Origin of the sequence: Serpentinicella alkaliphila, assembly GCF_018141405.1 — a bacterium.
Taxonomy (GTDB): Bacteria; Bacillota; Clostridia; order Peptostreptococcales; family Natronincolaceae; genus Serpentinicella; species Serpentinicella alkaliphila.
This window is the reverse complement of the sequence record NZ_CP058648.1, coordinates 1,581,393-1,603,834: the sequence shown is the minus strand read 5'-3', so window position 1 is coordinate 1,603,834 and position 22,442 is coordinate 1,581,393. Positions and strand designations below refer to the sequence as shown.

Below are 22,442 nucleotides of genomic sequence, written 5' to 3'. Positions count from 1 at the left end.
TAATCAAATATTTTTCTACAATATAATTAAATTTTTTACATTGCTTTTTACATTTTTGCATGAATAATTATTCGATGTGTTGGATTATTTATAGGGTCGCATGTAATTAGTGTCAATATTCTATCTTTGCTATTACGATTAAGCACAGACAAATCTGTAGGTTCTACAAATTTTTTTAGATATATTGTGTATTCATGTTTTTCACCTTTTGTAGTTATAACAATCTTATCTCCTGCTTCTAACTCCTCTAGTCTATTAAACAACACCCCGTATTTACGTCCCCTGTGAGCTGCAATGACACTATTACCTATTTCTCCCGGAAAATTTGTTCCACTTAAATGACCTGCAGCTTTTCTTAAATTACTACTGCTTGTACCAAGTAAAATAGGTAATCTAAGATTAATTTTAGCAATTTCTATAGTTCCAAGCAAATTGCTACTATTATTTACAACTTCTTCCATTCTTTCAATAGTATCAACTTCTTGTTCTTCAAAATAATCTAACTCTTCATAGAAAAATTCATTTAACAACTGATAATCCTCTATTACAGACTCTGCAATATCTACTTGATTTAGAAGATTCTGTTGCCAATATGATTGGTAGAAATTATTAAAAAAAGGATATAACATTGTTAAGATTCCTATAGTAATAAAAATATAACTCATTTTCTTCATAACGATCCCCCATATAAAAATAGAGGGGTATTTCTCCCCTCTATGAAGTTGATTAAATAACTAAATTAGATCGATTCTTTTCTTAATTTAAATCCAACTACTGCAAGTAGTAATCCGAAAATCACAAACTCTAATGGATTTATTTCCCCTGTTTTTGGTAATGTAACTATTCCAAGAGGAATTTCTTCATCTAAAAGAATCAATTCTTCCTCGTCATCACCATCTATATCAAAGTCTACTATTGCTAATGGGATTTCTTCATCTAATAAATCTATTATTGGATCAAGAGGATCAACTACCGGAGGATCAACTACCGGAGGATCAACTACCGGAGGATCAACCACTTGTAGCCGTTTATTAACAAAATCAATTTGATAGGATTCATTTACTCGTTCTGCCTCTCCTACTTTTATTTGGAATGCAAGTTGTGAATTAGTCGGAATTGAGTTTGCGTCCCAGTACATTTGGGAGTTTCCAGTTAATATAAATCCATTATCCAAATTATATCCTCTAATCCATAGATTTCCGACACCCACTCCGTTTCCAATAGCTACAGATGTCTCAGAAATGCTTTCTCCGTTTAATACAATATCTGAGATTTTTATTCCAGAATCAGGTTTCGTGGCTCTTGTCCGTATGACAATATCTTTAACTGATTCGCCTGTACTGTAGGTCAAGGTACCTGCGTTACCTACCGTAAAACTAACTAGACCATTATCGTATCTTAATTCGAAAGGTACTTTTTCTCCACCATTTGCCCAGCTAAAGTTTCCTTGTGACTGAACAGAGCCTTGATTTGGCGTATGAATATTAATTTCATGGGTTGCGTTTCCACCAAGATCTCCTATTCTACCTTCAGCTACAAATGTTTCAGTAAATATACTTGTCATATTTTGATCTAACCCCAGCTGTAGTGTTCCTTTTTCGTAAGGTATAGTATAGAGTCCAGATCCTAAATTAATAGTTTGAGATAATTCAGTTATATTCTGCCATCCACTAGGGATTTCTTCTGTTACAATGTAAGTTCCCGTTGGAGCATTATTCAAAGTGAATTGATATTTGCCGTCTTCATTTGTCTGAGTTTCGTGTTTTATTTCTCCAGGTCCTGTGAGTATGATTTTCCAATCCTCCAAAGGTTTATTTGTTTCACCAGTTATTTCTTCAAACTTGAAGCCCGAAATAGTGTAGATGGATACCAGTTGCCCTTCCGAGTTTTCTACAAAAATAATTGCAGGAGAATCATCATCATCGTCATCTACCGGTGTTTGCCCAAAGAAGAAAACAACATGACTTATATCTTTGTTGTCTGGTGCTACTAGCCCAAACCCACTAGTTGCTCCACTTCCATAATCATATTCTAGAGCGTTAGGTCCACCCTTCACCCAAATTCTAGAAATTGGGGGTCCTGAGATTAAAGACCAATCAAACTGTTGACTTGTAGTATTTTGCATATACACTGTCCCAATTACTGTTTTACCGAAAGGAGCATTAAAATTGCCTGGCGAAGTTTCTCCAGAGAACATTTCATATATTCCTTCCTGTGGTACACCATTTATTTTGAATGTTCCTTCCTGCCAACTCCAATTTTTTCTAATGATCAAAGTTGGACTAGCAGCCAATACGCTTAGTGTACTACCAAATGTTAGAATTAAAGTCATAATTACTGCTAACATAGATTTGATAATTGATTTATTCTTTCTCATACATCTCTCTCCTCTCTTTAAACAATTCGTCTAAAGAAAGGTCGGTTGCACTACTTGCTCCATACAACCTCAAGTGCCCATGTGAAAGGTGTACTTCATAGCATCCCTTTCTTACTAATCAAGAAAGGTCGGTTGCACTACTCGCTCCCCGTACTTAAAGTGCCCAAATACAAAGTACGTTTCATAGCTTCCTTTTTGACAACTACATCATTCTATTATCCTTTGTGTGATAGTATGTCCGACAAAAGAAATGTGTATATGTAATCACCATACTGTCACCTGATACTAGCCCACCCCCCTAGTTTAAAGATTATTTGATTAGTTATAATAAAAACCTTTCCCTTCGGTAGCTCAGCTGCAATACTAATCGATTAGGCCTGTAGCTTTGCGTCCCGTTGTTTCCAATGGTTTGCCATTTCGGAGAAAAGTCTTTTGTGTCATTCATTATTTTGTCATATCATTTACTCATACTACAATATATACTAATTATTTTAAGCTATATTATTAACCACTTTAATATCTTATATAACTATTCATATGCTTATATTATATTTTTATTAATACCACCTTTTAATTGATATCTATCATATTTTTAGTTTTTTTATGTATATTTTTTATATCCTTTATCATTCTTTAAGGAGCTTATATATGATTATATTTCAAAGAATAAAGACACAAAAAAAGAGAGCACAATATATGTGCTCAAAAAAATATAGAATCAGTTTACCTCTTCTTTACCAAAGAAATAATCATCTGTGAATTATTTACCAAAACTTAATATAATATACAATTTTTATTTTCTAAAATAGAAGTGAAGCGTACCTTCATGAATCATATTCTTAATTTTCCTCTTTATAGTAGCTATAATTACCTGTCTTGTCGGACTAATTACTAGTATAAATCCAACTGTATCTGTTAATATTCCAGGAGTTAGTAGCATAGCCCCACCTACAATCACACATAATCCATTAATCAATTCATCCGCTGGAACCCTTCCATTACTAAGGTCAAGTTTAATTCTTCTAATTATACCTTTGCCTTCACTTTTTGATAAAAACGCCCCTACAACGCCAGTTACCAACACAATGATTATTGTATATTGGAAACCAATATACTGACCTAGCCTGAATAGGATCATCAGTTCAACAATAGGTACAACGGTAAATAAAAGCATTAATTTAAAAAGCATACGACCACCTCTACATTCTAATTTACTATATGTAAAAAAAAGAGTTTGCTTAATAGCAAACTCGGAACTATAATCTTATTCGATTATATAAAAGGGGAGATTCTTTAGTATATTATATGATAGGATATATTTTTGGTGTCACTTTATATAAATAATTTTATCCTATACTACATAACTCGGGTTTTCCCGCTATATATTAATCCAGTTTTTGAGTCTACTGTAATAACATCTCCATTATTGAGTTTTTTAGTCGCCCCATGAGCACCAACAACTGTTGGTATGCCAAGACTAAGCCCAACAATAGCAGCGTGACTTGTTAATCCACCAACCTCAGCGATAATTGCTCCTGCCTTTTCAATTAATGGCATAAATTCCTTCTCGGTTGCTTGAGTAACTAATATATTACCATGGTCAAACTCAACTTCATCAACCTTATCAATATCAACTATAATGGCTTTACCGGTGTATGCCCTTTTACCCATTCCAACACCGGATAATAGCACATCACCTACTATATGTACTTTTAATAGATTTGTAGTACCCGAAACCCCTACAGGTACTCCTGCAGTTATTATTATTAGTTCACCGCGTTTAATATATCCAACCTGTAATGCTTTTTCTACAGATTTATCTATTACATCATCAGTTGAAGATAGCTCTTCAATTAGTACGCTATTTACTCCCCAAACTAAGCTCAATTTTCTCTGAACTGCTTCCTGAGCTGTAGTTGCTATGATTGGTGCTCTAGGTCTAAATTTTGAAACCATTCTTGCAGTATAGCCAGAAGAGGTTGCAGTAATAATTGCAGATGCACCTAAATCAATTGCGGTACTGCATGTTGCATAGCTCATGGCATCGGTTACAGTTGTTTCCTTATCAATAATTTTGTTCCTTAATAATTCCCTATAGTCTATTGCACTTTCGGTTCTTAAAGCTATATTTGCCATTGTTTTTACTGCCTCAACCGGATACTTCCCAGCTGCTGTTTCACCCGATAACATTATTGCATCAGTACCGTCAAATATTGCATTAGCTATATCCGTAACCTCTGCTCTTGTAGGCCTTGGATTTCTCATCATTGAATCAAGCATTTGAGTGGCAGTAATTACTGGTTTGCCAAGTCTATTACATTTCTTAATAATATCTTTTTGTACTAAAGGAATTTCTTCAGGTGGGATTTCAACACCTAAATCCCCTCTTGCAACCATTATTCCATCAGATACATCTATTATTTCATCGACATTATCTACGCCCTCTTGATTTTCTATCTTTGAAATAATTTGTATATGATTTGCATGATTATCTTCTAGTAACTTTCTGATTTCCAATACATCCGAAGCTTTTCTTACAAATGAAGCAGCTATGAAGTCAATGTTCATTTCTATTCCAAATAAAATATCTTCTATATCTTTTTTTGTTATTGCTGGAAGGTTTATTTTTACATTTGGTATATTTACACCTTTTCTATCTTTTATAACCCCGGAGTTTTTAACTAAGCACTCAATATCAGTATTATTTAAAACCTGTAATACCTCTAATTCAACTAGTCCATCGTCAATTAATATTGTATTACCTGGAATAACATCCCCTGGAAGTCCATCGTAGCTTACACTAAATCTATTATTATCTCCTAGTATATCCTCTGTAGTAACAATTACCCTTTGCCCCTCATTTAATATGTACTCTGACTCTTTAAATTTTCCAGTTCTTATCTCTGGACCTTTTGTGTCTAGTATTATGGCAATTGGTAAAGAAAGTTCTTCTCTTACTTCTTTAACTATATCAATTGTTTTTTTGTGTTCTTCATGGATTCCATGAGAGAAATTTAATCTCGCAACATTCAACCCACTCTCTACTAATTTCTTAAAAACTTCCTTCTTATTACTTGATGGGCCCAAAGTACATACAATCTTAGTCTTCCTCATGGTCATGGTAATTCCTCCCCTATCTTGATAGTATATCTGCTAAATCATAAGCAGATTTATCAAATCTCTTTTCTGTTTTTAATGCCATATCTATGTCTTTAGCAATAATATCATTTCCATTCACACCTACAACTTTATTTTCCTCTCCATCTAATAATATGTCTACCGCCTTAGCTCCCATTTTACTTGCAAGTATTCTATCAAAGGCCGTTGGGCTACCACCTCTTTGAATATATCCTAATATTGTAGTCCTAGTTTCTATGCCTGTTATATCCTGAATTGACTTTGCAAGATCTATTGCACTACCAGCCCCCTCTGCTAGCATTATTATACTGTGACGTTTTCCCCTTTTAATTCCATTCAGTATCTTTTCACATATTTTTTCTATATCCAAGCTTATTTCTGGTAAAATAATACTTTCAGCACCACCAGCTAATCCAGAATATAGGGCAATGTCACCACAATCCCTTCCCATAACTTCTATTATATTTGTTCGTTCATGGGAAGTTGATGTATCCCTAATCTTACTAATGGCATCTAAAACAGTATTCATAGCTGTATCAAATCCAATTGTATAGTCTGTATAATTTAAATCATTATCAATAGTACCTGGCACACCTACAGTAGGTACTCCAAGCTTACACAATTCCTGGGCACCCTTAAAAGAGCCATCTCCACCAATTACAATAAGTCCTTCTAATCCAACCTTTTTTATAAATTCTAAAGCTTTGTTTCTTCCCCCATTGGTTTTAAACTCCTCACTTCTAGCAGTCCCTAATATAGTCCCCCCTCTATGGATAATATCAGCAACAGAGGATAAATTCATTTCGGTATATTGACCATTTAATAAGCCTTCATACCCTCGTTTAATCCCAATTATTTCACATCCTCTGTATACTCCATTACGTACAACAGCTCTAATAGCTGCATTCATCCCAGGTGCATCACCACCGCTAGTCAATACTCCTATCTTTTTCAAAGCTCTACCACCTCCCCGCTTAATATATTTAATAACCATTTTGCATTAAAATTGTGTATGCCTCTTCTACCTCAGACCTTATTACTAGAACTTCACATGTACCATTCACATTATTTTTACTAATGGATCTTATTTTTACAAGGAAGCCTTCTTCTTTTAAAATTTCTTCTATTTTTTCTGCATCTTGCTTAGTATTTGCCATATATACTACAGTCCACATAAAGACCTACACCCCCTGGTAAAATAATTTTTCCTTATAAATAATTTTAACAAATTTCTATATTGTTATCACCAAAAATTTCCTTCAAATACTTAATTAGTTTATCATCTAATTTAACCCATAAATCTCTATTAGCTCTTAGTATTTCTTCCGTATTTTTAATATATATATATATAGGTGTAGTACCACTATTTTGCTTTAATACTGGCTTTATATTTTCTAAACAACGACTTAATTCTTTTTTTTCATTTACCTTAATATATATTCTCCTATCATTATTTTTTATTAATGGTTTAACCCTATTAACTGATATCTTTGGTTGATCATCTTCTTTAATATTTAAGCTTCCCTCAATAATCACATAGCTATTCTCCTGTGTAAACTTAGAGAATTTCTCATAGGTTTTAGGAAACATAATACACTCAATCATCCCGTATAAATCTTCAACTTTGATAAATGCCATTATTTGATTATGCTTTGTAGTTTTTGTTACTTTATCTATTACTATTCCACCAAATCTAACAGTTTTGCCATCACATAGTTGTGTATCTGTCGGATTATCTGCTGACTCAAGAATCTCTTGACTGCTTACTAGACCAACTAATTCATTTTCATACTGAGAAAGAGGATGGCCACTAACATATAGCCCTAAAACCTCCTTTTCCATATTAAGTTTTATTTTGTCGTTAAACTCCTCTATCTGAGGTAGGGCATCGAATTGTTGTTCATTGTTATCAAATACATTGTCAAAGAAGCCTATTTGCCCTGCTATATTTTTTTTTCTTTCTTGATTTACGCTATCTAAGGTCTTCTCAAAAACCCCAATCAACTGGGACCTCTTAGCACCTAAGCAATCAAAGGCTCCACTTTTTATTAAGCTTTCTACTGCACGCTTATTTAAATCCTTTGACTCAATTCTTCTGCAAAAATCACTGAAATTAGTGAAAACACCATCACCTCTTGATTTTACAATGGATTGGATTATATTTACCCCAACATTTTTAACGGCAGATAATCCAAATCGTATTTTATTATCTTCCACAGTAAAAACACTAAAACTCTTATTTATATTAGGTGGTAATATTTCAATATTCATCCTTTTACAGTCTTGAATATATTGTGCTACTTTAGAAGCATTACCCATTACACTGGTCATTAAGCTTGCCATAAATTCCACAGTATAATAGTATTTAAAAAATGCTGTCTGATACCCTAAAACAGCATATGCAGCGGCATGGGACTTATTAAATGCATAATTTGCAAACTCTATCATTTCATCATATATCTGATTAGCATATTTCTCAGGCACACCATTACGTATGCACCCAGGCAACTCGATATTCCCATCTAAATCCACTTTTCCGTATATAAAATACTGTCTTTCTTCCTCCATTACATCTCTTTTTTTCTTACCCATTGCTCTTCTAACCAAATCACTTCTGCCATAACTATAACCTGCTAAATCTCTAACTATTTGCATAACCTGCTCTTGATATACCATACATCCATAGGTTACATTTAATATTGGCTCTAATTTTGGATGAAGATATTCTATTCTAGAACTATTATTTTTATTTTCTATATATCTTGGAATAGAATCCATCGGCCCTGGTCTGTATAAGGAAATCCCAGCAATAATGTCCTCGAAGCAATTTGGCTTTAACTCCTTCATAAATTGAATCATTCCTGCACTTTCTAGCTGAAACACCCCAAGAGTTTCCCCTTTGCTAATTAAGTTGAATACCTTAGGATCTTCGTAAGTCATTGAAGACAGGTCAATTTTAATACCATGATTCTTTTCTATTAAGGCAACTGTATCTCTGATCACTGTTAAAGTCCTTAATCCTAGAAAATCCATTTTCAATAAACCCAGTTCCTCAAGAGTACCCATTGTAAATTGAGTTGTTATACTTCCATCATGCATATATAAAGGTACATGGGAATCTAGGTTGTTCTTAGAAATAACTACTCCTGCTGCGTGGGTAGAAGCATGTCTAGGAATTCCTTCTAGTTTTCTGGACATCTCTATTAAAAATCTAGCTCTATTATCTTCGTCACATAGCTTCTTTAGTTGGGGATTAACCTCAAGGGCCTTGTCAATATTCATACCTATAGCCATAGGTATTTGCTTTGCTATATAATCCACCTCGTTATATGGCATATTTATAGCTCTTCCGACGTCTCTAATAGCCGCTCTTGCGGCCATAGTACCAAATGTGATTATTTGCGCAACCTTCTCATCCCCATATTTGTTTTTTACGTAATTAATAACTTCCTCCCTACGTTCATAACAGAAATCAATATCTATATCTGGCATAGATATTCTTTCAGGATTTAAGAATCTTTCAAATATGAGATTATATTTAATTGGATCAATATCAGTAATTCCTAAGGAGTATGAAACAATACTTCCAGCTGCACTACCTCTTCCAGGGCCTACGGCTATATTGTTATCTTTTGCATATTTTATAAAATCCCATACTATTAGGAAATATTCCGCATACCCCATTTCCTCTATTACCTTTAGTTCATAATCTAATCTTTCCTTCAGGCTTTGAGAAATATCACTATATCTTATTTTTAAGCCTTCATAGCATAGCTCACTTAAATATACTATTGGTGTTTGGGATTCAGGTAATTTATATTCTGGAAGATGTATAGTATTAAAATCAAATTCTACATTACATTCCGCTGCAATTTTTACAGAATTTGATAAGGCCTCTGGTGAATATGGAAATAAGTCTGTCATTTCATCAACAGACTTTAAGTAAAACTCACTATTAGGAAATTTCATTCTATCTTCATCCTGCTTTGTTTTTCCTGTTTGGATACAAAGCAATATATCATGAAGCTCAGAGTCTTCCTTTTTAACATAATGAACATCATTAGTAGCAACAAGAGGAATACCAGTTTCACGACTAATTCTGACTAATTGTTGATTTACTAGTTTTTGTTCCTTTAAATTATGGTCTTGTAACTCTAAGTAAAAATTATGTTGACCGAATATTCTGTTTAAATTTAAAGCCCTCTCCTTAGCTAATTCATAATTTCCTTTTAGTAAAGCTTGTTGTACATCTCCGGCTAGACATGCACTTAATGCTATTATTCCTTCACTATATTTTTCAATCTCAATATAATCAACTCTAGGTTTATAGTAAAAACCATGGATATAGCTATTTGAAACGAGTCTCATCAAATTTTTATACCCAGTCATATCCTTAGCCAACAACACTAAATGTCCTTGATACTTGTCTAAATTTGGCTCCTTATCAATCATTCTACGACTAGCCGTATATACCTCACAACCAATTATCGGTTTTATCCCTTTTTTTATAGCCTTTTTATAGAAATCTATAACACCGAACATACTCCCATGGTCGGTTATAGCTATAGCATTCATACCTAAAGATTTAGTTTCATCTAATACCCTATCTATCACTGAAAAACCATCTAGCAAACTATATTCCGTATGAACATGTAGGTGTACGAAGTTGCTCATATTAAAATCCTCCAATAAAATACCTATATAATAGAAACAGACTGATGATTCTACTTCATGTTATCATGAGCATAAACCGTCAATCTGTAATATGTAAAATAAATTTATATTATTCCTAACTTAGAAATTATCCCATTATTTAAGTTCTTTGCCAAGTCAACAATTTTTGGTACTCCTAGTTTATTTCCCGTTATATCATAAATAACTTCTATTACTGGACGAGTAGGTAAGCATTCATTTTGGTCAACTACTATTCCCCTATCCCCCGATTCTAATTCAACGACAGTTCCTTTAGGATAAATAGAAATATATTTTGTAAATAGTTTTACTAACCCTTCATCAAATTGATGATTTGCCATACTTAATAAATATTCTATGCCTATATGTGGCGGCATACCCAATCTATATACACGATTTGATGTTAAAGCATCATATACATCACAAACTGCAACAATCCTTGCAAATTCATGAATCTCATTTCCTTTTTTCCCGTTAGGATAACCTTTTCCATCATAACGCTCATGATGATCTCTAATTATTGTTACGGATTCCTCAGATATTCCATCTATATATTTAACCATATCGTAACCAATAATTGCATGATTTTTAACAATATCGAATTCATCTATTGTTAAAGACCCTGGTTTATTCAATATACTAGGCTCTATACCTACCTTGCCAATATCATGCAATAAGGAACCAATTCCTAAGTATTCTAATTGTTCTTTTTCATAATTTAAGGCGAGTCCCATAACTAAGGATAAAATACATACATTAATAGAATGTGTAAATGTATAGTCATCTATAGACCTAATGTTTGTTAGATTTATTAAAGTTCCTTTCTTGTCAAGAAGCTCTTCTATAATACTTCCAACTAGCTCGTTTAATCTATCAATATCAACATTTTTTGAAACTTGAATCTCTTTGAAGGAATCTTTTAAAACCCTCATAGCTTCATTTTTAGTATCTAATACTATTGCGTCAGCTACCTCTGGTGAAACATCACTATCCCAGTTAATATATACATTATCAATATCGTAGTATACAAGCTTTTTAATATAGCTTTCCTTTAAGGTAGAACCATTTTCTATTAAAAGTTGTCCATCTCTATTGAAGATAGATTTGGACAATTTCATGCCCGTCATTATTGCTGAGGTTTTAATTTTGAGCATTAATGAGTCCCCCCCTTGTCAGCAAGCTATTAAAATTGTTTTGTTCTAGTTAAAAACCTAAAAATATACATGCAGTTTATTCATGGTAATCTCGACATTTATATAAATATTTTACCATGAAATGAAAAAATAACCTATATTTTTTTTATTTTATTAGCAACTTCTTCTATCTTTCGCAATCTGTGGTTAACACCAGATTTTCCAATAGGTGGGTTTAACATTTGTCCTAATTCTTTTAAACTTGCGTCCTGGTAAATAAGTCTTATTTCTGCAATCTCTCTTAAATTATCTGGAAGATGATTTAACCCAATAGTATCTCTAATGTACTCTATATTTTCTATTTGCTTCATAGAAGCATTTACTGTTTTACTCAAATTTGCAGTTTCACAATTTACTATTCTATTAATATCATTTCTCATTTGTTTATATACCCGTATATTCTCCAAATCTAATAATGCTTGATGGGCCTCTATTATGTTAAGTAAATCTACAATTTGATCTCCTTCTTTTAGGTAGACTACAAAGTTCCCTTTTCTTTCTACTATTTTGGAGCTTAATTTAAAACTATTAACTAACTGCTTTAGGTCTTGACTATGTTCTAAACTATTAGTGACAAACTCTAAGTGATAGGTTTTTTCTGGATCACTAACTGACCCACCACCTAAAAAGGCTCCTCTTAAATATGCCCTTTTACAACACCTTTTTTTTATTAATTCCTTGGGTATTTCATATGTAATATCAAAGGTATCATTGTATTCCTTTAATATTCCTAACTTTTTTAAAATCTCCCAAGTATTCATTGTATGTGTTATAACCATTAGATAATGATTATTCTTTTTTAATTTGAGATTTTTTCTAATCATAACTTCTACATTTATTTTAAATAAAAGTTTGAAAAGCTTAAAAATTTTCCTAGCAACTGACGCATTCTCTGTTGTTATTACTAGATTAAATTTTTCTAATCCAGCCAATTGCAGTGTTCCACTCATTCTAATTAATGCAGCTAATTCTGCATATTGACAACATTCTTTTTCAGGAACCATTCTTGCTAATTCATTTTTTGTTTTTGAAGAAAAAGACATAATATCACACCTTTTTCGTCTATAATAGACATTTTTTATTTGTTTTTTTAACGAAAATACTAAGTTAAGTTATAAAAAAATACTACATATGTAGTTTTTTCTATTAATATTTTTTTTATAATAGCTAATAATATATTTGTAGTACAATAAACAAATTCACTGGAGGTGTTTTAATGCAACATCCAAGAATGGAAGTTATGTGTCACGTAAACAACTGTCAATATTACAAGTCTGATTATTGCCACGCACCAAAACTTGAAGTTAATGCTAAAAAAGGTAATACAGCAGATACTTCTAAAGAAGCCCTTTGTTCAACTTTTAGACCTCAATAACATATTCTTAAGAGACCTCACCTAAATGGGGTCTCTTTTAAATTCATCTATAGCTTTTACAATTATTTCTTTTTCATCCTCATATTTTGCTAAATCCACTGCCCTGTCGATATGAATAAACTTGGCTTCTATAAATCCCTCTTCCTTTAAGGGTATACAGTCAATTGACTTAGATTGCATTAGAAACCAATAAACAGTTTTATTAACTACACTATTGTCATCCCAACAATTTTTATACGTATATTTAATTTCACCTAAATATTTAACAATTGCAACCTTTACGCTAGCTTCTTCAAAAACTTCCCGGACAGCAGTTTGTTCTAGAGTCTCGTGGTTCTCCACTTTACCCTTAGGCAAGACCCAATCACCATTATATTTTTTTAGCAGTAGAATAGCATTTCCAAAAATAACTACGCCACCGGCACTAATCTCTTGTCTCACTATTTCCACTCCCTTTAATACAAACCTTACACTGACTTTTTCTGTAAAAAATACTATATTAATAAGTTAACATATTAATGTATTTATTTCAATAAAATTGGTTTGTAACTTTAATCCTGTTACTTAATAGCATCCTAATAAATTAGAATATTTAATATTCAATTAAACAATATGCTAGGATATCAATATGGTGAATACTTTGCCCTTTAAATCAAAAAACAATAAATGGTAAATAATATATTTACCATTTATATAGTTAATTATTATTCTATTGGTTTTAATCTAGCAGTAAAATGACGAAGTACTTCAGGCTCATAAGTAAACTCAAAACCTTTCAGTGTATCTCTTCTTTTCCATATTTCTATTAACGCATCCGCAACAACATCCATATGGTTATCAGTATATACTCTCCTTGGTATCGTAAGCCTTAATAATTCCATCGGAGACTCTATATGCTCCTTTGTATCCGGGTCTCTCCCCAAAAGGAATGAGCCTATTTCAACTCCCCTAACCCCTGCTTCCTTATATAGCTCTACACATACAGCCTGGGCTGGAAATTGATAATATGGAATATGAGGACAGAATTTTTTACAATCAACAAATACCGCGTGTCCTCCCACTGGCCTTTGTATAGGAATCCCCGCATCAATTAATCGTTGACCTAGATATTCAATTTGACCTATACGACTTTCCAAATAATCTTCTTCAATAGATTCCCTTAAGCCTCTGGCCAAGGCTTCCATATCCCTTCCTGATAAACCTCCATAGGTAGGGAATCCCTCTATTGGAACTACCATTGACCTAACTTGAGTATAAAGTTCCTCATCTTCTTTTATAGCAATCATTCCACCCATATTTACAATTCCATCTTTTTTAGCACTCATAGTTAGAGCATCCCCATAGCTAAACATTTCTCTAACAATATCAATTATTTCCTTATCCTCATACCCAGCTTCTCTCTTTTTAATGAAATATGCATTCTCAGCATAACGAGCAGCGTCAAATACAACCTTTAACCCATATTTATCTGCAATCTTTCTTACACCTTTAATATTCTCCATTGAAACCGGTTGACCACCAGCACTGTTACAAGTAACAGTTATAATAATAAATGCACAGTTTTCAACTCCATGCTCATTTATAAAAGAGTCTAATTTATTTAAATCAAAGTTTCCCTTAAATGGATGCTCTTTTTCTGTATCAAAGGCGTCTTCAATAACTAAATTTATAGCCCTCCCGTTTTTTAACTCCACATGTGCCTTAGTTGTATCAAAATGCATATTATTCAGTACGTACTGACCCTTTTGAATTAAAATAGGGAATAATACATTTTCTGCTCCTCTTCCTTGATGGGTAGGTACTAAATATTTATAACCAATTACATCATTTGTACTTTTTTCTAAGTTGTAAAAGTTTCTACTTCCTGCATAAGACTCATCCCCAAGCATTATCCCTGCCCATTGATTATCACTCATAGCACCAGTTCCACTATCAGTTAATAAATCAATATAGATGTCTTCAGCCCTTAATGCAAATTGATTATACCCTGCCTCAATTATTTTCCTTTCCCTTTCTTCTCTACTAATGAGTTTGATAGATTCCACCATTTTAATTTTGTAAGGCTCTGCTTTTCTTCTAGACATAATATCCCTCCTTAGTTTTGTGAAAATGTTTCTATTTATACAAACCTGTAATTAACTTTGAAAGCTTTATTGCATCATGTCTAACATAATCACTTTTTATCTCAACCAAGTTATCCTCTATTAGTTCTATTTTGTAATCTTTCAATGCTTTACGCTCTTCCTCTGTAATATCTACAAGCCTAGCCCCTTCTAGTTTATACTTATGTCCTACATCAACAGAGATTTTACCGTTATTAGCAATAATGTAATCAATTGTTATACTCGGACAATGATTTAATATAGTATCAACATGTTGTAACAATGTATATCCGTCGGTTTCTCCAGGCTGAGTCATAATATTTGGAATATATACCACCTTAGCTTTAGTTTTTGTTATAGCCTTACAAATATCTTTAACTAATAAATTAGGCAAAATACTTGTGTATAAACTGCCAGGACCTAGCACTACTATATCTGCAGTTTCAATGGCGATTTTTGCTTCTTGTAATGCCTCTGCTTCCTTTGGTTTAATAAATACTCTTTCTATTTTACTATTTTCCTCGATACTTTTTTTAGGAATATTAGATTCTCCACGTACAACCATGCCATTTTCTAACTTACCATACAATGTAATATCTTCTAATGTTACAGGGTACACATTTCCCGTAACAGCTAATACCTCATTGATTTTTTTTATAGCTTCCTCAAAACTGTAGCTTATACCATTCATTGAAGCTATTAATAGATTACCAAAACTTTGCCCCTTTAAATTCCCTTCTTCAAAACGATACTGTAGTAACTTTTCCATCGTTGGCTCCATTTCGGCTAAGGCCAAAATACAGTTTCTAATATCACCTGGCGGGAGCATCCCCAAGTCCTCCCTAAGCTTTCCAGATCCACCACCATCATCAGCTACAGTAACTATAGCTGTTATATTCGACGTGAATAGCTTTAATCCTCTTAATAGAACTGAAAGTCCTGTCCCTCCTCCAACAGTAACAACCTTGGGTCCTTTGGAGAGAATTTTTTTATCATAAATTTGTTTATTTATCTTATTTTTATCTAAAGGGCCTGCAATTGAACCAATAAACCGTATATTTTTAAAGAGTGAATCCATTCCTAATTTAAAAGATATAAGTATTAAAAAAAATCCAAATATAGCTGATATGAGAATTAGGTGCCCTTTAATTTCAATGTTTATTAGAAATAATAAACGCCCCAAAGCAAAAGATAAAAAGAAGACCCCTATTGTACCTAGAAGGATCCACCTTTTTAATTGGAGTCCGGGTTTTAACCAATCTCTTAATCTCATCTATTCCTTTTTCCTTTCCCCTGATAAAGTTACATCTCTATGGGTTAAAATGGGCCTATACCCTTTTTCCTTTAAAGCAGCATACAAGACATGAGCAATAGTTACAGAACGATGCTTACCCCCAGTACAACCTATAGATATAACTAATTGATTTTTTCCCTCTTTTATATAATGTGGTATTAGATAACTAACCATATCAATTAGCTTAATCGAAAACTCAACACTTACTGGGGAGTTCATTACATACTCTCTTACAACAATATCATTTCCTGTTAATTCCTTTAACTCTTGTATATAGAAGGGATTAGGTAAAAATCTCACATCAAATACAAGGTCAGAGTCTATAGGTATACCATGCTTAAACCCAAAGGATGAAATCGATATTATTAAATTATCCATCTCATTACCTTCAACATAGATATTTCTTAATTCCTCCTTTAACATAGAAGGCGTAAGTTTTGTAGTATCAATAATATTCTTTGCCGTAGCTTTAAGCTTAGCCAAGTATTCTCTTTCTTTCTTTATACCTTCGCTTATTCCCTTTGTTCCAGCCAAAGGGTGATTACGTCGCGTTTCCTTAAATCTTTTTATTAAGGTTTCATCTATAGCATCTAAATAGAGGATTTCATATTCAATGCCTATATTTTCTAGTTCTTCTAAACTAGAAAATAAATCGTGAAAAAACAACCCCCCTCTTATATCAATTACTAGAGCTACCTTATCAATGCCCCCTTGGGTTTGATTACATAATTCAGCAAACTTAGGTATTAGTATAGGTGGCAAGTTGTCAACACAATAGTACCCAAAATCCTCCATATGCTTAACCGCTTGACTTTTCCCAGCCCCAGACATTCCAGTAATTATTAAAAATCTCATTACACTTCACCTCTTTAGTATATACGTAACTATTCTTCACCCACAATCCTTATTTCTGGCTCTAATATGACATCAAAATTTGTCTTTACTGTATTTTGAATGTGATTAATTAAATCCAAGACATCTTTCGCCGTAGCACCCCCAGCGTTAACAATAAATCCTGCATGCTTTTCAGATACCTGCGCTCCACCAATTCTATAACCCTTCAAATTAGAGTCCTCAATTAATTTTCCAGCAAAAAAACCCGGTGGTCTTTTGAATACACTACCCGCACTCGGCATATGTAAAGGTTGCTTTGATGTTCTTTTCAATGTAAGATCATCAATTTGTTTTTTTATTTCCGTATAATCACCTTTTTCTAGCTCGAGTTCTACCTCTAAAACTAAATAGTTTTTCTTTTGAATCACACTAGTTCTATACCCTAATTGTAGATCCTCATCACTTATTTCTATTAAATTCCCTTCTTTGTCTATAGCTTTACAGCGTTTTACTACATCTTTCATCTCCCCGTCATAGGCCCCAGCATTCATTGTAACTGCGCCACCAAGGCTACCCGGAATGCCATCTGCAAATTCAAAGCCTTTTAAATTATCTCTCAATATCATTTTAGATAGCCTTGATAATAAAATGCCAGATTGAGCTATTACTTTTGTACCCTCTATTTTCACACCACTTAAATTCTCACCGATTTTAATTACTACACACCTCATTCCCTTATCGCGAACTAAGAGGTTCGAACCATTACCCATATAGAATGTAGGGATGTCATTTTCATAGCAAAGTCTTACTACCTTTTGTACTTCTTCAATCGAATTAGGTGTAACTAAAATATCTGCTGGGCCTCCAATTTTAAAGGATGTATGATTTTTCATTAATTCATCTACTAATACATTTTTTTTATCAATAAATTTTGTCAACTCTATATATAATTGTTCCTTATTCATTAATTAATCAGCTCCTATTATAGAATACTTACTGTATTATTCCTATGTATATGTTTATAACAGAATATCATCATCTATAGTTCAGCAAAAATAACAATTCTACAGTGAATTAAGATCTATAATATTGTTCCCTAATTCCCATACTTCAAGTATATCCTTTTTAAAAAAACTGGTCAATTAATACATATTTTAGTTAAGTTTACGTAGCCTATCATTAATCTTAATATTTGCTTCTCTTATAATTTCCTCAGCAGTTTTTTTACCTAAAACTCCTAGTATAATTTCATTTTGTAAAATTTCATCAACTTCCTTTGCTAATGGGTGGGGATTCAATACCTTGAGGAAGCTTAGATTTTCTTGAATCTTTGACATTTCAGCTTGGTTCCCATAAATGTTAGCAATATTATTTTTTACAGGAAATGCCCCTAACCGATATAACTCTGCTTGATATTGATTATCGCCTAGAAATTTTAAAAATTCTACACACATTTTTATTTTTCCTATGTCGTTGTCTTGATTTTTAATTCCAAATGCCCCTATATCACTGACCATCATAACCGGTTCACCAATGTCGCCAGTAGGAAAGCTAGCGATGGTATAGTCAAATCCAGTCCCTTTACTGTTTAGTCTGTTTACAGCATTAATCCCCCAAGTTCCAACTGGAAATACAGCAATGTTTTTGTCTTTATAAAATGATGGCCAAGCCTGATTTGGATTCTTCTTTCCAAAATCCTCAGGAGTAACATTAAATTTATTACTTAAGTCTAATAATTTTTGTACTCCACTTATGGCTTTTTCATCATTAAAAACATAATTCCCTTTATTATCAAATATTTCTGCCCCATCACTTAGTATAATTCCCCACACATTATAATACCCAGGAGTAATAGCACCATTAAACCCAAAATGATCTGCTTTATTTCTTCCACGGCTATCAAATGTTAATTGTTGAAGCTTTTCTACAAACTCCTCATAGGTCCATTTACCATCCTTTGGTGGTTCAACCCCTCTACCCCTAAACATCTCTAGATTTATCATTAGAGTATAAGTATTAACCATCCATGGTAACGCATATATTTTATCGTTAAATGTTGTGGCTTTTAAAATAGCAGGATTATATGATTTGATTTCACCTTCAGCCAAATAGCTATTTAAAGGTACGAGTAAGTTGCTTGTTAAAATACTGTTATTATTTCCTATAGGTAATATATCTGGCAATGTCCCATTTTGTATTGCTATTTCTATTTTTTCATTTCCCTTATCGGATGTTAAAGGAGTAAAATCAATATATACTCCTGGATTTCTTTTTTCAAAGATACTTATCTTCTCATATATCCATCCAAAGTTTGTTCCTTTTTTACTATCAAATCTTGGAAAGTCCCATAAAGTAATAATGCCTGTCCATGCAGGCTCTACTCGCTTTGTATCAAAATCTATTGGTGTAGGACGAAATATATAAAAGTAAATCGGTGCAACTATAATAAATAAAGACAACAAATAGCTTAATATAATCATTCCTGCTGAGTATTTTTTACGTCTCATTATCATCCCCCCTATTTATGTTTATTCTAGTCAATTATTTAATATTCTCAGTCCTATATAAATATGAAATAGGGTTATTAAATATAAATAAAAGGAGTCATTAAAACGAACTGACTCCTTTACTCACATTAATATATTAAGCTTTAACAATTGCCTTAAATGGACAGGCACTTAAACAGGCCCCACATTTAATGCACTTTTCTTGTGTTATTGAATATACTTCCTTACCCTTGACCCCGGAAATACAACTAACAGGGCAAACATTTGCACATATTCCACATTTCTTACATAATTCACTAACCACTTTAAATTGTAGTAGTGACTGGCATACCCCTGAAGGACAACGCTTTTCTTTTACATGTTCTTCATATTCATTTCTAAAGTATTTTAATGTTGATAGCACTGGATTTGGTGCAGTTTGCCCCAGCCCACATAAAGATGCTGATTTAATTGTTTTAGCTAGACTTTCTAGCTTATCTATGTCTTCGAGAGTACCTTTGCCCTCAGTAATTTTATCTAGCAATTCAAGCATCCTTTTTGTACCTTCCCTACACGGTATACATTTTCCACATGACTCATCAACAGTAAAATCTAAAAAGAATCGGGCAATATCTACCATGCAATTATCCTCATCCATTACTATCATACCGCCAGAGCCCATCATAGATCCTAGCTCTATTAAGTTGTCATAATCTATTGGTGTATCAATATATTCTTTAGGTATACATCCTCCTGAAGGGCCTCCGGTTTGCACAGCTTTAAATGCTTTTCCATTTGGTATTCCTCCACCAACTTCATAAATGACCTCTCTCAAAGTTGTACCCATCGGTATTTCCAATAAGCCTGTATTGTTAATTTTTCCACCCAGTGCAAATACTTTAGTACCTTTGGACTTCTCAGTACCTATACTAGCAAACCATTCTGGCCCTTTAACAAATATTTGAGGAATATTTGCATATGTCTCGACATTATTTAAAAGGGTTGGTTTACTCCAAAGTCCTTTTATAGCTGGAAAAGGTGGCCTAGGTCTTGGCATACCACGTTTACCTTCTATTGAATTCATTAATGCTGTTTCTTCACCGCACACAAATGCTCCAGCACCTAACCTAATCTCCATATCAAAGTTAAACTCAGTACCAAAAATTCCTTCCCCTAATAGACCATATTCCTTAGCTTGATTAATGGCTATCTCAAGTCGTTTAACAGCTATAGGATATTCTGCTCTTATATATACATAGCCTTTACTAGCCCCTATTGCGTAGGCTGCAATAGCCATAGCCTCAATAATTGCATGTGGATCCCCTTCTAAAACAGAACGATCCATAAATGCCCCTGGATCACCCTCGTCAGCATTACAAACAACATACTTTTCTTCCCCTTCAGCTTTAGCCGTAAATTCCCATTTCTGTCCAGTAGAAAAACCGCCCCCACCTCTTCCTCTTAGTCCTGATTGTTTAACTACATCTACTACCTCCTCTGGATTCATCTCTGTTAATACTTTTGCTAAGGCTTGGTATCCATCGAAGGCAATATATTCATCTATTACTTCTGGATTAATTACCCCACAATTTCTTAGGGCTACACGCATTTGCTTTTTATAAAATCCTACCTCGTCTATTGACGTTATAATATCCTTCTGATCAGACTCAACATATAATAGGTCCTTTACGATTCTACCTTTTAGTAGATGTTCTTCCGTAATCCGCTCTACATCATCTACCTTTATTTTACTGTAGAAAGCCCCCTCTGGATAAACAATTACTATTGGTCCCGCTTCACATAAACCAAAACATCCTGTTTGAACAGTCTTTACTTCTTTGTTTAGATTATGTTTATTAATCTCGAAATTAAATCTATTTAATATTTCATTACTATCTGATGCTATACATCCGGTACCACCACAAACCAATACATGAGATCTATACAGTTCCATTTATCTGCCCCCCCCTTTACTCTGTTTATACCCAAATTAACTTTCAATATTTCCAATAGTATATTCCTTAACAATCTTACCATTAACAATATGATCTAATATAATTTTCCTTGCCTTATCTCCTGTCATTTCAACATATGTAACTTTTTCTTCACCATCTTTATATACTTCTACTATAGGCTCCAGTCTACAGGCCCCAATACAGCCTGTTTGTGTAATTGTAATATCATTTAAATTTCTTATGTTAGCCTCTTCCAATAAGGCGATTAATACGGGTCTTGCCCCAGCAGTAATTCCACATGTTGCCATACCAACAACTATTCTCGTTCCTTTTTTATCTTTTCGTATATTAATTTTTTCTAATGCTTCCCTTCTGATCTTTTCTAATTCGGCTATCGACTTCATTTTATACCCCCAAATCCCATTTAATATTTTTTCAATATATTAGGAATATCCTCAACTTTTATTCTGCCATACACATCTTCATTAACTGTAATTACTGGCGCAAGCCCACAGGCCCCTATACATCTTGTAGCCTCCAGTGTATACTTACCATCTGTTGAATTTTGTCCTGGCTTAATTTTTATTATTTCGCTAATTTTGTCAAGTATTGCCTGTGCATTTTTAACATAACAGGCCGTACCCATACACACAGAAATAACATACTCACCCTTTGGCTCCAATGAAAATTGTGAATAAAAGGTTACAACACCGTAGATTTCAGCTAATGGGATATTTAATTCCTCGGAAATCTTCTTTTGCACCTCTATCGGCAGGCAGCCAAATATTTTTTGAGCCTCATGTAGCACTGGCATCAATGATCCCATATGACCCTTATGAGAATCTATTACTTTTTGTAGTTTATTATAGCTTTCATCTGTTAAATTAAATATTGCCATTTGTCTCACTCCCTTTTGAACCCCTAATATATATAAAAATAGAGTCAATATACAACATATTAATATTATAACATTGACTCCGTGGAATTTTTTAACTT

At 33.2% G+C, this 22,442-nt stretch carries 19 protein-coding genes and 3 riboswitches; of the genes, 1 reads left to right on the top strand and 18 read right to left on the bottom strand.

The window, feature by feature from the left end; translation table 11 throughout:
• Window positions 1-47: 47 nt before the first annotated feature.
• The 9 genes from HZR23_RS08100 to whiA form a co-directional block, all read right to left on the bottom strand.
• The gene (locus HZR23_RS08100) at window positions 48-674 is read right to left on the bottom strand and encodes a class D sortase (RefSeq protein WP_213050349.1); all 627 of its coding nucleotides are present in this window, start codon (window positions 672-674) and stop codon (window positions 48-50) included.
• Window positions 675-739: 65 nt separating this feature from the next.
• Window positions 740-2,377 carry a carboxypeptidase-like regulatory domain-containing protein gene (locus tag HZR23_RS08095; RefSeq protein ID WP_132847465.1) on the bottom strand — a complete coding sequence of 546 codons (1,638 nt, stop codon included), beginning with the start codon at window positions 2,375-2,377 and terminating at the stop codon, window positions 740-742.
• Window positions 2,378-2,407: 30 nt separating this feature from the next.
• A riboswitch (cyclic di-GMP riboswitch) is annotated at window positions 2,408-2,492 on the bottom strand.
• A 2-nt stretch (window positions 2,493-2,494) separates the two neighbouring features.
• Window positions 2,495-2,577, bottom strand: a riboswitch (cyclic di-GMP riboswitch).
• 142 nt (window positions 2,578-2,719) lie between these two features.
• Window positions 2,720-2,801: riboswitch (cyclic di-GMP riboswitch) on the bottom strand.
• A gap of 369 nt (window positions 2,802-3,170) precedes the next feature.
• Window positions 3,171-3,566, bottom strand: coding sequence for an FxsA family protein (locus HZR23_RS08090; protein WP_132847466.1), 396 nt, complete (start codon window positions 3,564-3,566; stop codon window positions 3,171-3,173).
• 167 nt (window positions 3,567-3,733) lie between these two features.
• Window positions 3,734-5,503 carry a pyruvate kinase gene (gene pyk, locus HZR23_RS08085; RefSeq protein ID WP_408641306.1) on the bottom strand — a complete coding sequence of 590 codons (1,770 nt, stop codon included), beginning with the start codon at window positions 5,501-5,503 and terminating at the stop codon, window positions 3,734-3,736.
• Window positions 5,504-5,510: 7 nt separating this feature from the next.
• A complete protein-coding gene (gene pfkA, locus HZR23_RS08080) occupies window positions 5,511-6,470 on the bottom strand; it encodes a 6-phosphofructokinase (RefSeq protein WP_132847467.1) in 960 nt (319 codons plus the stop codon).
• A 28-nt stretch (window positions 6,471-6,498) separates the two neighbouring features.
• Window positions 6,499-6,690 carry a hypothetical protein gene (locus tag HZR23_RS08075; RefSeq protein ID WP_132847468.1) on the bottom strand — a complete coding sequence of 64 codons (192 nt, stop codon included), beginning with the start codon at window positions 6,688-6,690 and terminating at the stop codon, window positions 6,499-6,501.
• Between the two features lie 46 nt (window positions 6,691-6,736).
• Window positions 6,737-10,189: a DNA polymerase III subunit alpha gene (locus HZR23_RS08070; RefSeq protein WP_132847469.1), complete on the bottom strand. Its 3,453-nt coding sequence runs from the start codon at window positions 10,187-10,189 to the stop codon at window positions 6,737-6,739.
• A 104-nt stretch (window positions 10,190-10,293) separates the two neighbouring features.
• A complete protein-coding gene (locus HZR23_RS08065) occupies window positions 10,294-11,361 on the bottom strand; it encodes an HD-GYP domain-containing protein (protein WP_132847470.1) in 1,068 nt (355 codons plus the stop codon).
• Between the two features lie 134 nt (window positions 11,362-11,495).
• Entirely contained in the window at window positions 11,496-12,443 is a 948-nt protein-coding gene (whiA, locus tag HZR23_RS08060) for a DNA-binding protein WhiA (RefSeq protein ID WP_132847471.1), read from the bottom strand.
• Window positions 12,444-12,616: 173 nt separating this feature from the next.
• Between whiA and HZR23_RS08055 the strand changes: the two genes are divergently transcribed.
• Entirely contained in the window at window positions 12,617-12,775 is a 159-nt protein-coding gene (locus HZR23_RS08055) for a DUF1540 domain-containing protein (RefSeq protein ID WP_132847472.1), read from the top strand.
• Window positions 12,776-12,796: 21 nt separating this feature from the next.
• Here HZR23_RS08055 and HZR23_RS08050 read toward each other — a convergent pair whose 3' ends face one another.
• The 9 genes from HZR23_RS08050 to HZR23_RS08010 form a co-directional block, all read right to left on the bottom strand.
• On the bottom strand, window positions 12,797-13,216 hold the full coding sequence (locus tag HZR23_RS08050; protein WP_132847473.1) for an NUDIX hydrolase: 420 nt from the start codon (window positions 13,214-13,216) through the stop codon (window positions 12,797-12,799).
• Window positions 13,217-13,479: 263 nt separating this feature from the next.
• On the bottom strand, window positions 13,480-14,859 hold the full coding sequence (locus tag HZR23_RS08045) for a tryptophanase (RefSeq protein ID WP_132847474.1): 1,380 nt from the start codon (window positions 14,857-14,859) through the stop codon (window positions 13,480-13,482).
• Between the two features lie 31 nt (window positions 14,860-14,890).
• A complete protein-coding gene (locus HZR23_RS08040; RefSeq protein ID WP_249536757.1) occupies window positions 14,891-15,955 on the bottom strand; it encodes a gluconeogenesis factor YvcK family protein in 1,065 nt (354 codons plus the stop codon).
• A 195-nt stretch (window positions 15,956-16,150) separates the two neighbouring features.
• The gene (gene rapZ, locus HZR23_RS08035) at window positions 16,151-17,026 is read right to left on the bottom strand and encodes an RNase adapter RapZ (RefSeq protein WP_132847476.1); all 876 of its coding nucleotides are present in this window, start codon (window positions 17,024-17,026) and stop codon (window positions 16,151-16,153) included.
• A gap of 29 nt (window positions 17,027-17,055) precedes the next feature.
• The gene (murB, locus tag HZR23_RS08030) at window positions 17,056-17,970 is read right to left on the bottom strand and encodes a UDP-N-acetylmuramate dehydrogenase (protein WP_132847477.1); all 915 of its coding nucleotides are present in this window, start codon (window positions 17,968-17,970) and stop codon (window positions 17,056-17,058) included.
• A 189-nt stretch (window positions 17,971-18,159) separates the two neighbouring features.
• Window positions 18,160-19,512: an ABC transporter substrate-binding protein gene (locus HZR23_RS08025; RefSeq protein ID WP_165913608.1), complete on the bottom strand. Its 1,353-nt coding sequence runs from the start codon at window positions 19,510-19,512 to the stop codon at window positions 18,160-18,162.
• Between the two features lie 136 nt (window positions 19,513-19,648).
• Window positions 19,649-21,445, bottom strand: coding sequence for an NADH-quinone oxidoreductase subunit NuoF (gene nuoF, locus HZR23_RS08020; RefSeq protein WP_132847479.1), 1,797 nt, complete (start codon window positions 21,443-21,445; stop codon window positions 19,649-19,651).
• A 36-nt stretch (window positions 21,446-21,481) separates the two neighbouring features.
• Window positions 21,482-21,850, bottom strand: a complete 369-nt coding sequence (locus tag HZR23_RS08015; protein ID WP_132847480.1) for a (2Fe-2S) ferredoxin domain-containing protein — start codon at window positions 21,848-21,850, stop codon at window positions 21,482-21,484.
• 20 nt (window positions 21,851-21,870) lie between these two features.
• Window positions 21,871-22,344: an NADH-quinone oxidoreductase subunit NuoE family protein gene (locus tag HZR23_RS08010; protein WP_132847481.1), complete on the bottom strand. Its 474-nt coding sequence runs from the start codon at window positions 22,342-22,344 to the stop codon at window positions 21,871-21,873.
• Between the last annotated feature and the right edge of the window lie 98 nt (window positions 22,345-22,442).

Bases quoted from the DNA above. Each gene is read 5' to 3' on its own strand.
- HZR23_RS08100 (WP_213050349.1), bottom strand. From the start codon at position 674: ATGAAGAAAATGAGTTATATTTTTATTACTATAGGAATCTTAACAATG.
- HZR23_RS08095 (WP_132847465.1), bottom strand. From the start codon at position 2,377: ATGAGAAAGAATAAATCAATTATCAAATCTATGTTAGCAGTAATTATG.
- HZR23_RS08090 (WP_132847466.1), bottom strand. From the start codon at position 3,566: ATGCTTTTTAAATTAATGCTTTTATTTACCGTTGTACCTATTGTTGAA.
- HZR23_RS08075 (WP_132847468.1), bottom strand. From the start codon at position 6,690: ATGTGGACTGTAGTATATATGGCAAATACTAAGCAAGATGCAGAAAAA.
- HZR23_RS08070 (WP_132847469.1), bottom strand. From the start codon at position 10,189: ATGAGCAACTTCGTACACCTACATGTTCATACGGAATATAGTTTGCTA.
- HZR23_RS08065 (WP_132847470.1), bottom strand. From the start codon at position 11,361: ATGCTCAAAATTAAAACCTCAGCAATAATGACGGGCATGAAATTGTCC.
- whiA (WP_132847471.1), bottom strand. From the start codon at position 12,443: ATGTCTTTTTCTTCAAAAACAAAAAATGAATTAGCAAGAATGGTTCCT.
- HZR23_RS08055 (WP_132847472.1), top strand. From the start codon at position 12,617: ATGCAACATCCAAGAATGGAAGTTATGTGTCACGTAAACAACTGTCAA.
- HZR23_RS08045 (WP_132847474.1), bottom strand. From the start codon at position 14,859: ATGTCTAGAAGAAAAGCAGAGCCTTACAAAATTAAAATGGTGGAATCT.
- HZR23_RS08040 (WP_249536757.1), bottom strand. From the start codon at position 15,955: ATGGATTCACTCTTTAAAAATATACGGTTTATTGGTTCAATTGCAGGC.
- rapZ (WP_132847476.1), bottom strand. From the start codon at position 17,026: ATGAGATTTTTAATAATTACTGGAATGTCTGGGGCTGGGAAAAGTCAA.
- murB (WP_132847477.1), bottom strand. From the start codon at position 17,970: ATGAATAAGGAACAATTATATATAGAGTTGACAAAATTTATTGATAAA.
- HZR23_RS08025 (WP_165913608.1), bottom strand. From the start codon at position 19,512: ATGAGACGTAAAAAATACTCAGCAGGAATGATTATATTAAGCTATTTG.
- nuoF (WP_132847479.1), bottom strand. From the start codon at position 21,445: ATGGAACTGTATAGATCTCATGTATTGGTTTGTGGTGGTACCGGATGT.
- HZR23_RS08015 (WP_132847480.1), bottom strand. From the start codon at position 21,850: ATGAAGTCGATAGCCGAATTAGAAAAGATCAGAAGGGAAGCATTAGAA.
- HZR23_RS08010 (WP_132847481.1), bottom strand. From the start codon at position 22,344: ATGGCAATATTTAATTTAACAGATGAAAGCTATAATAAACTACAAAAA.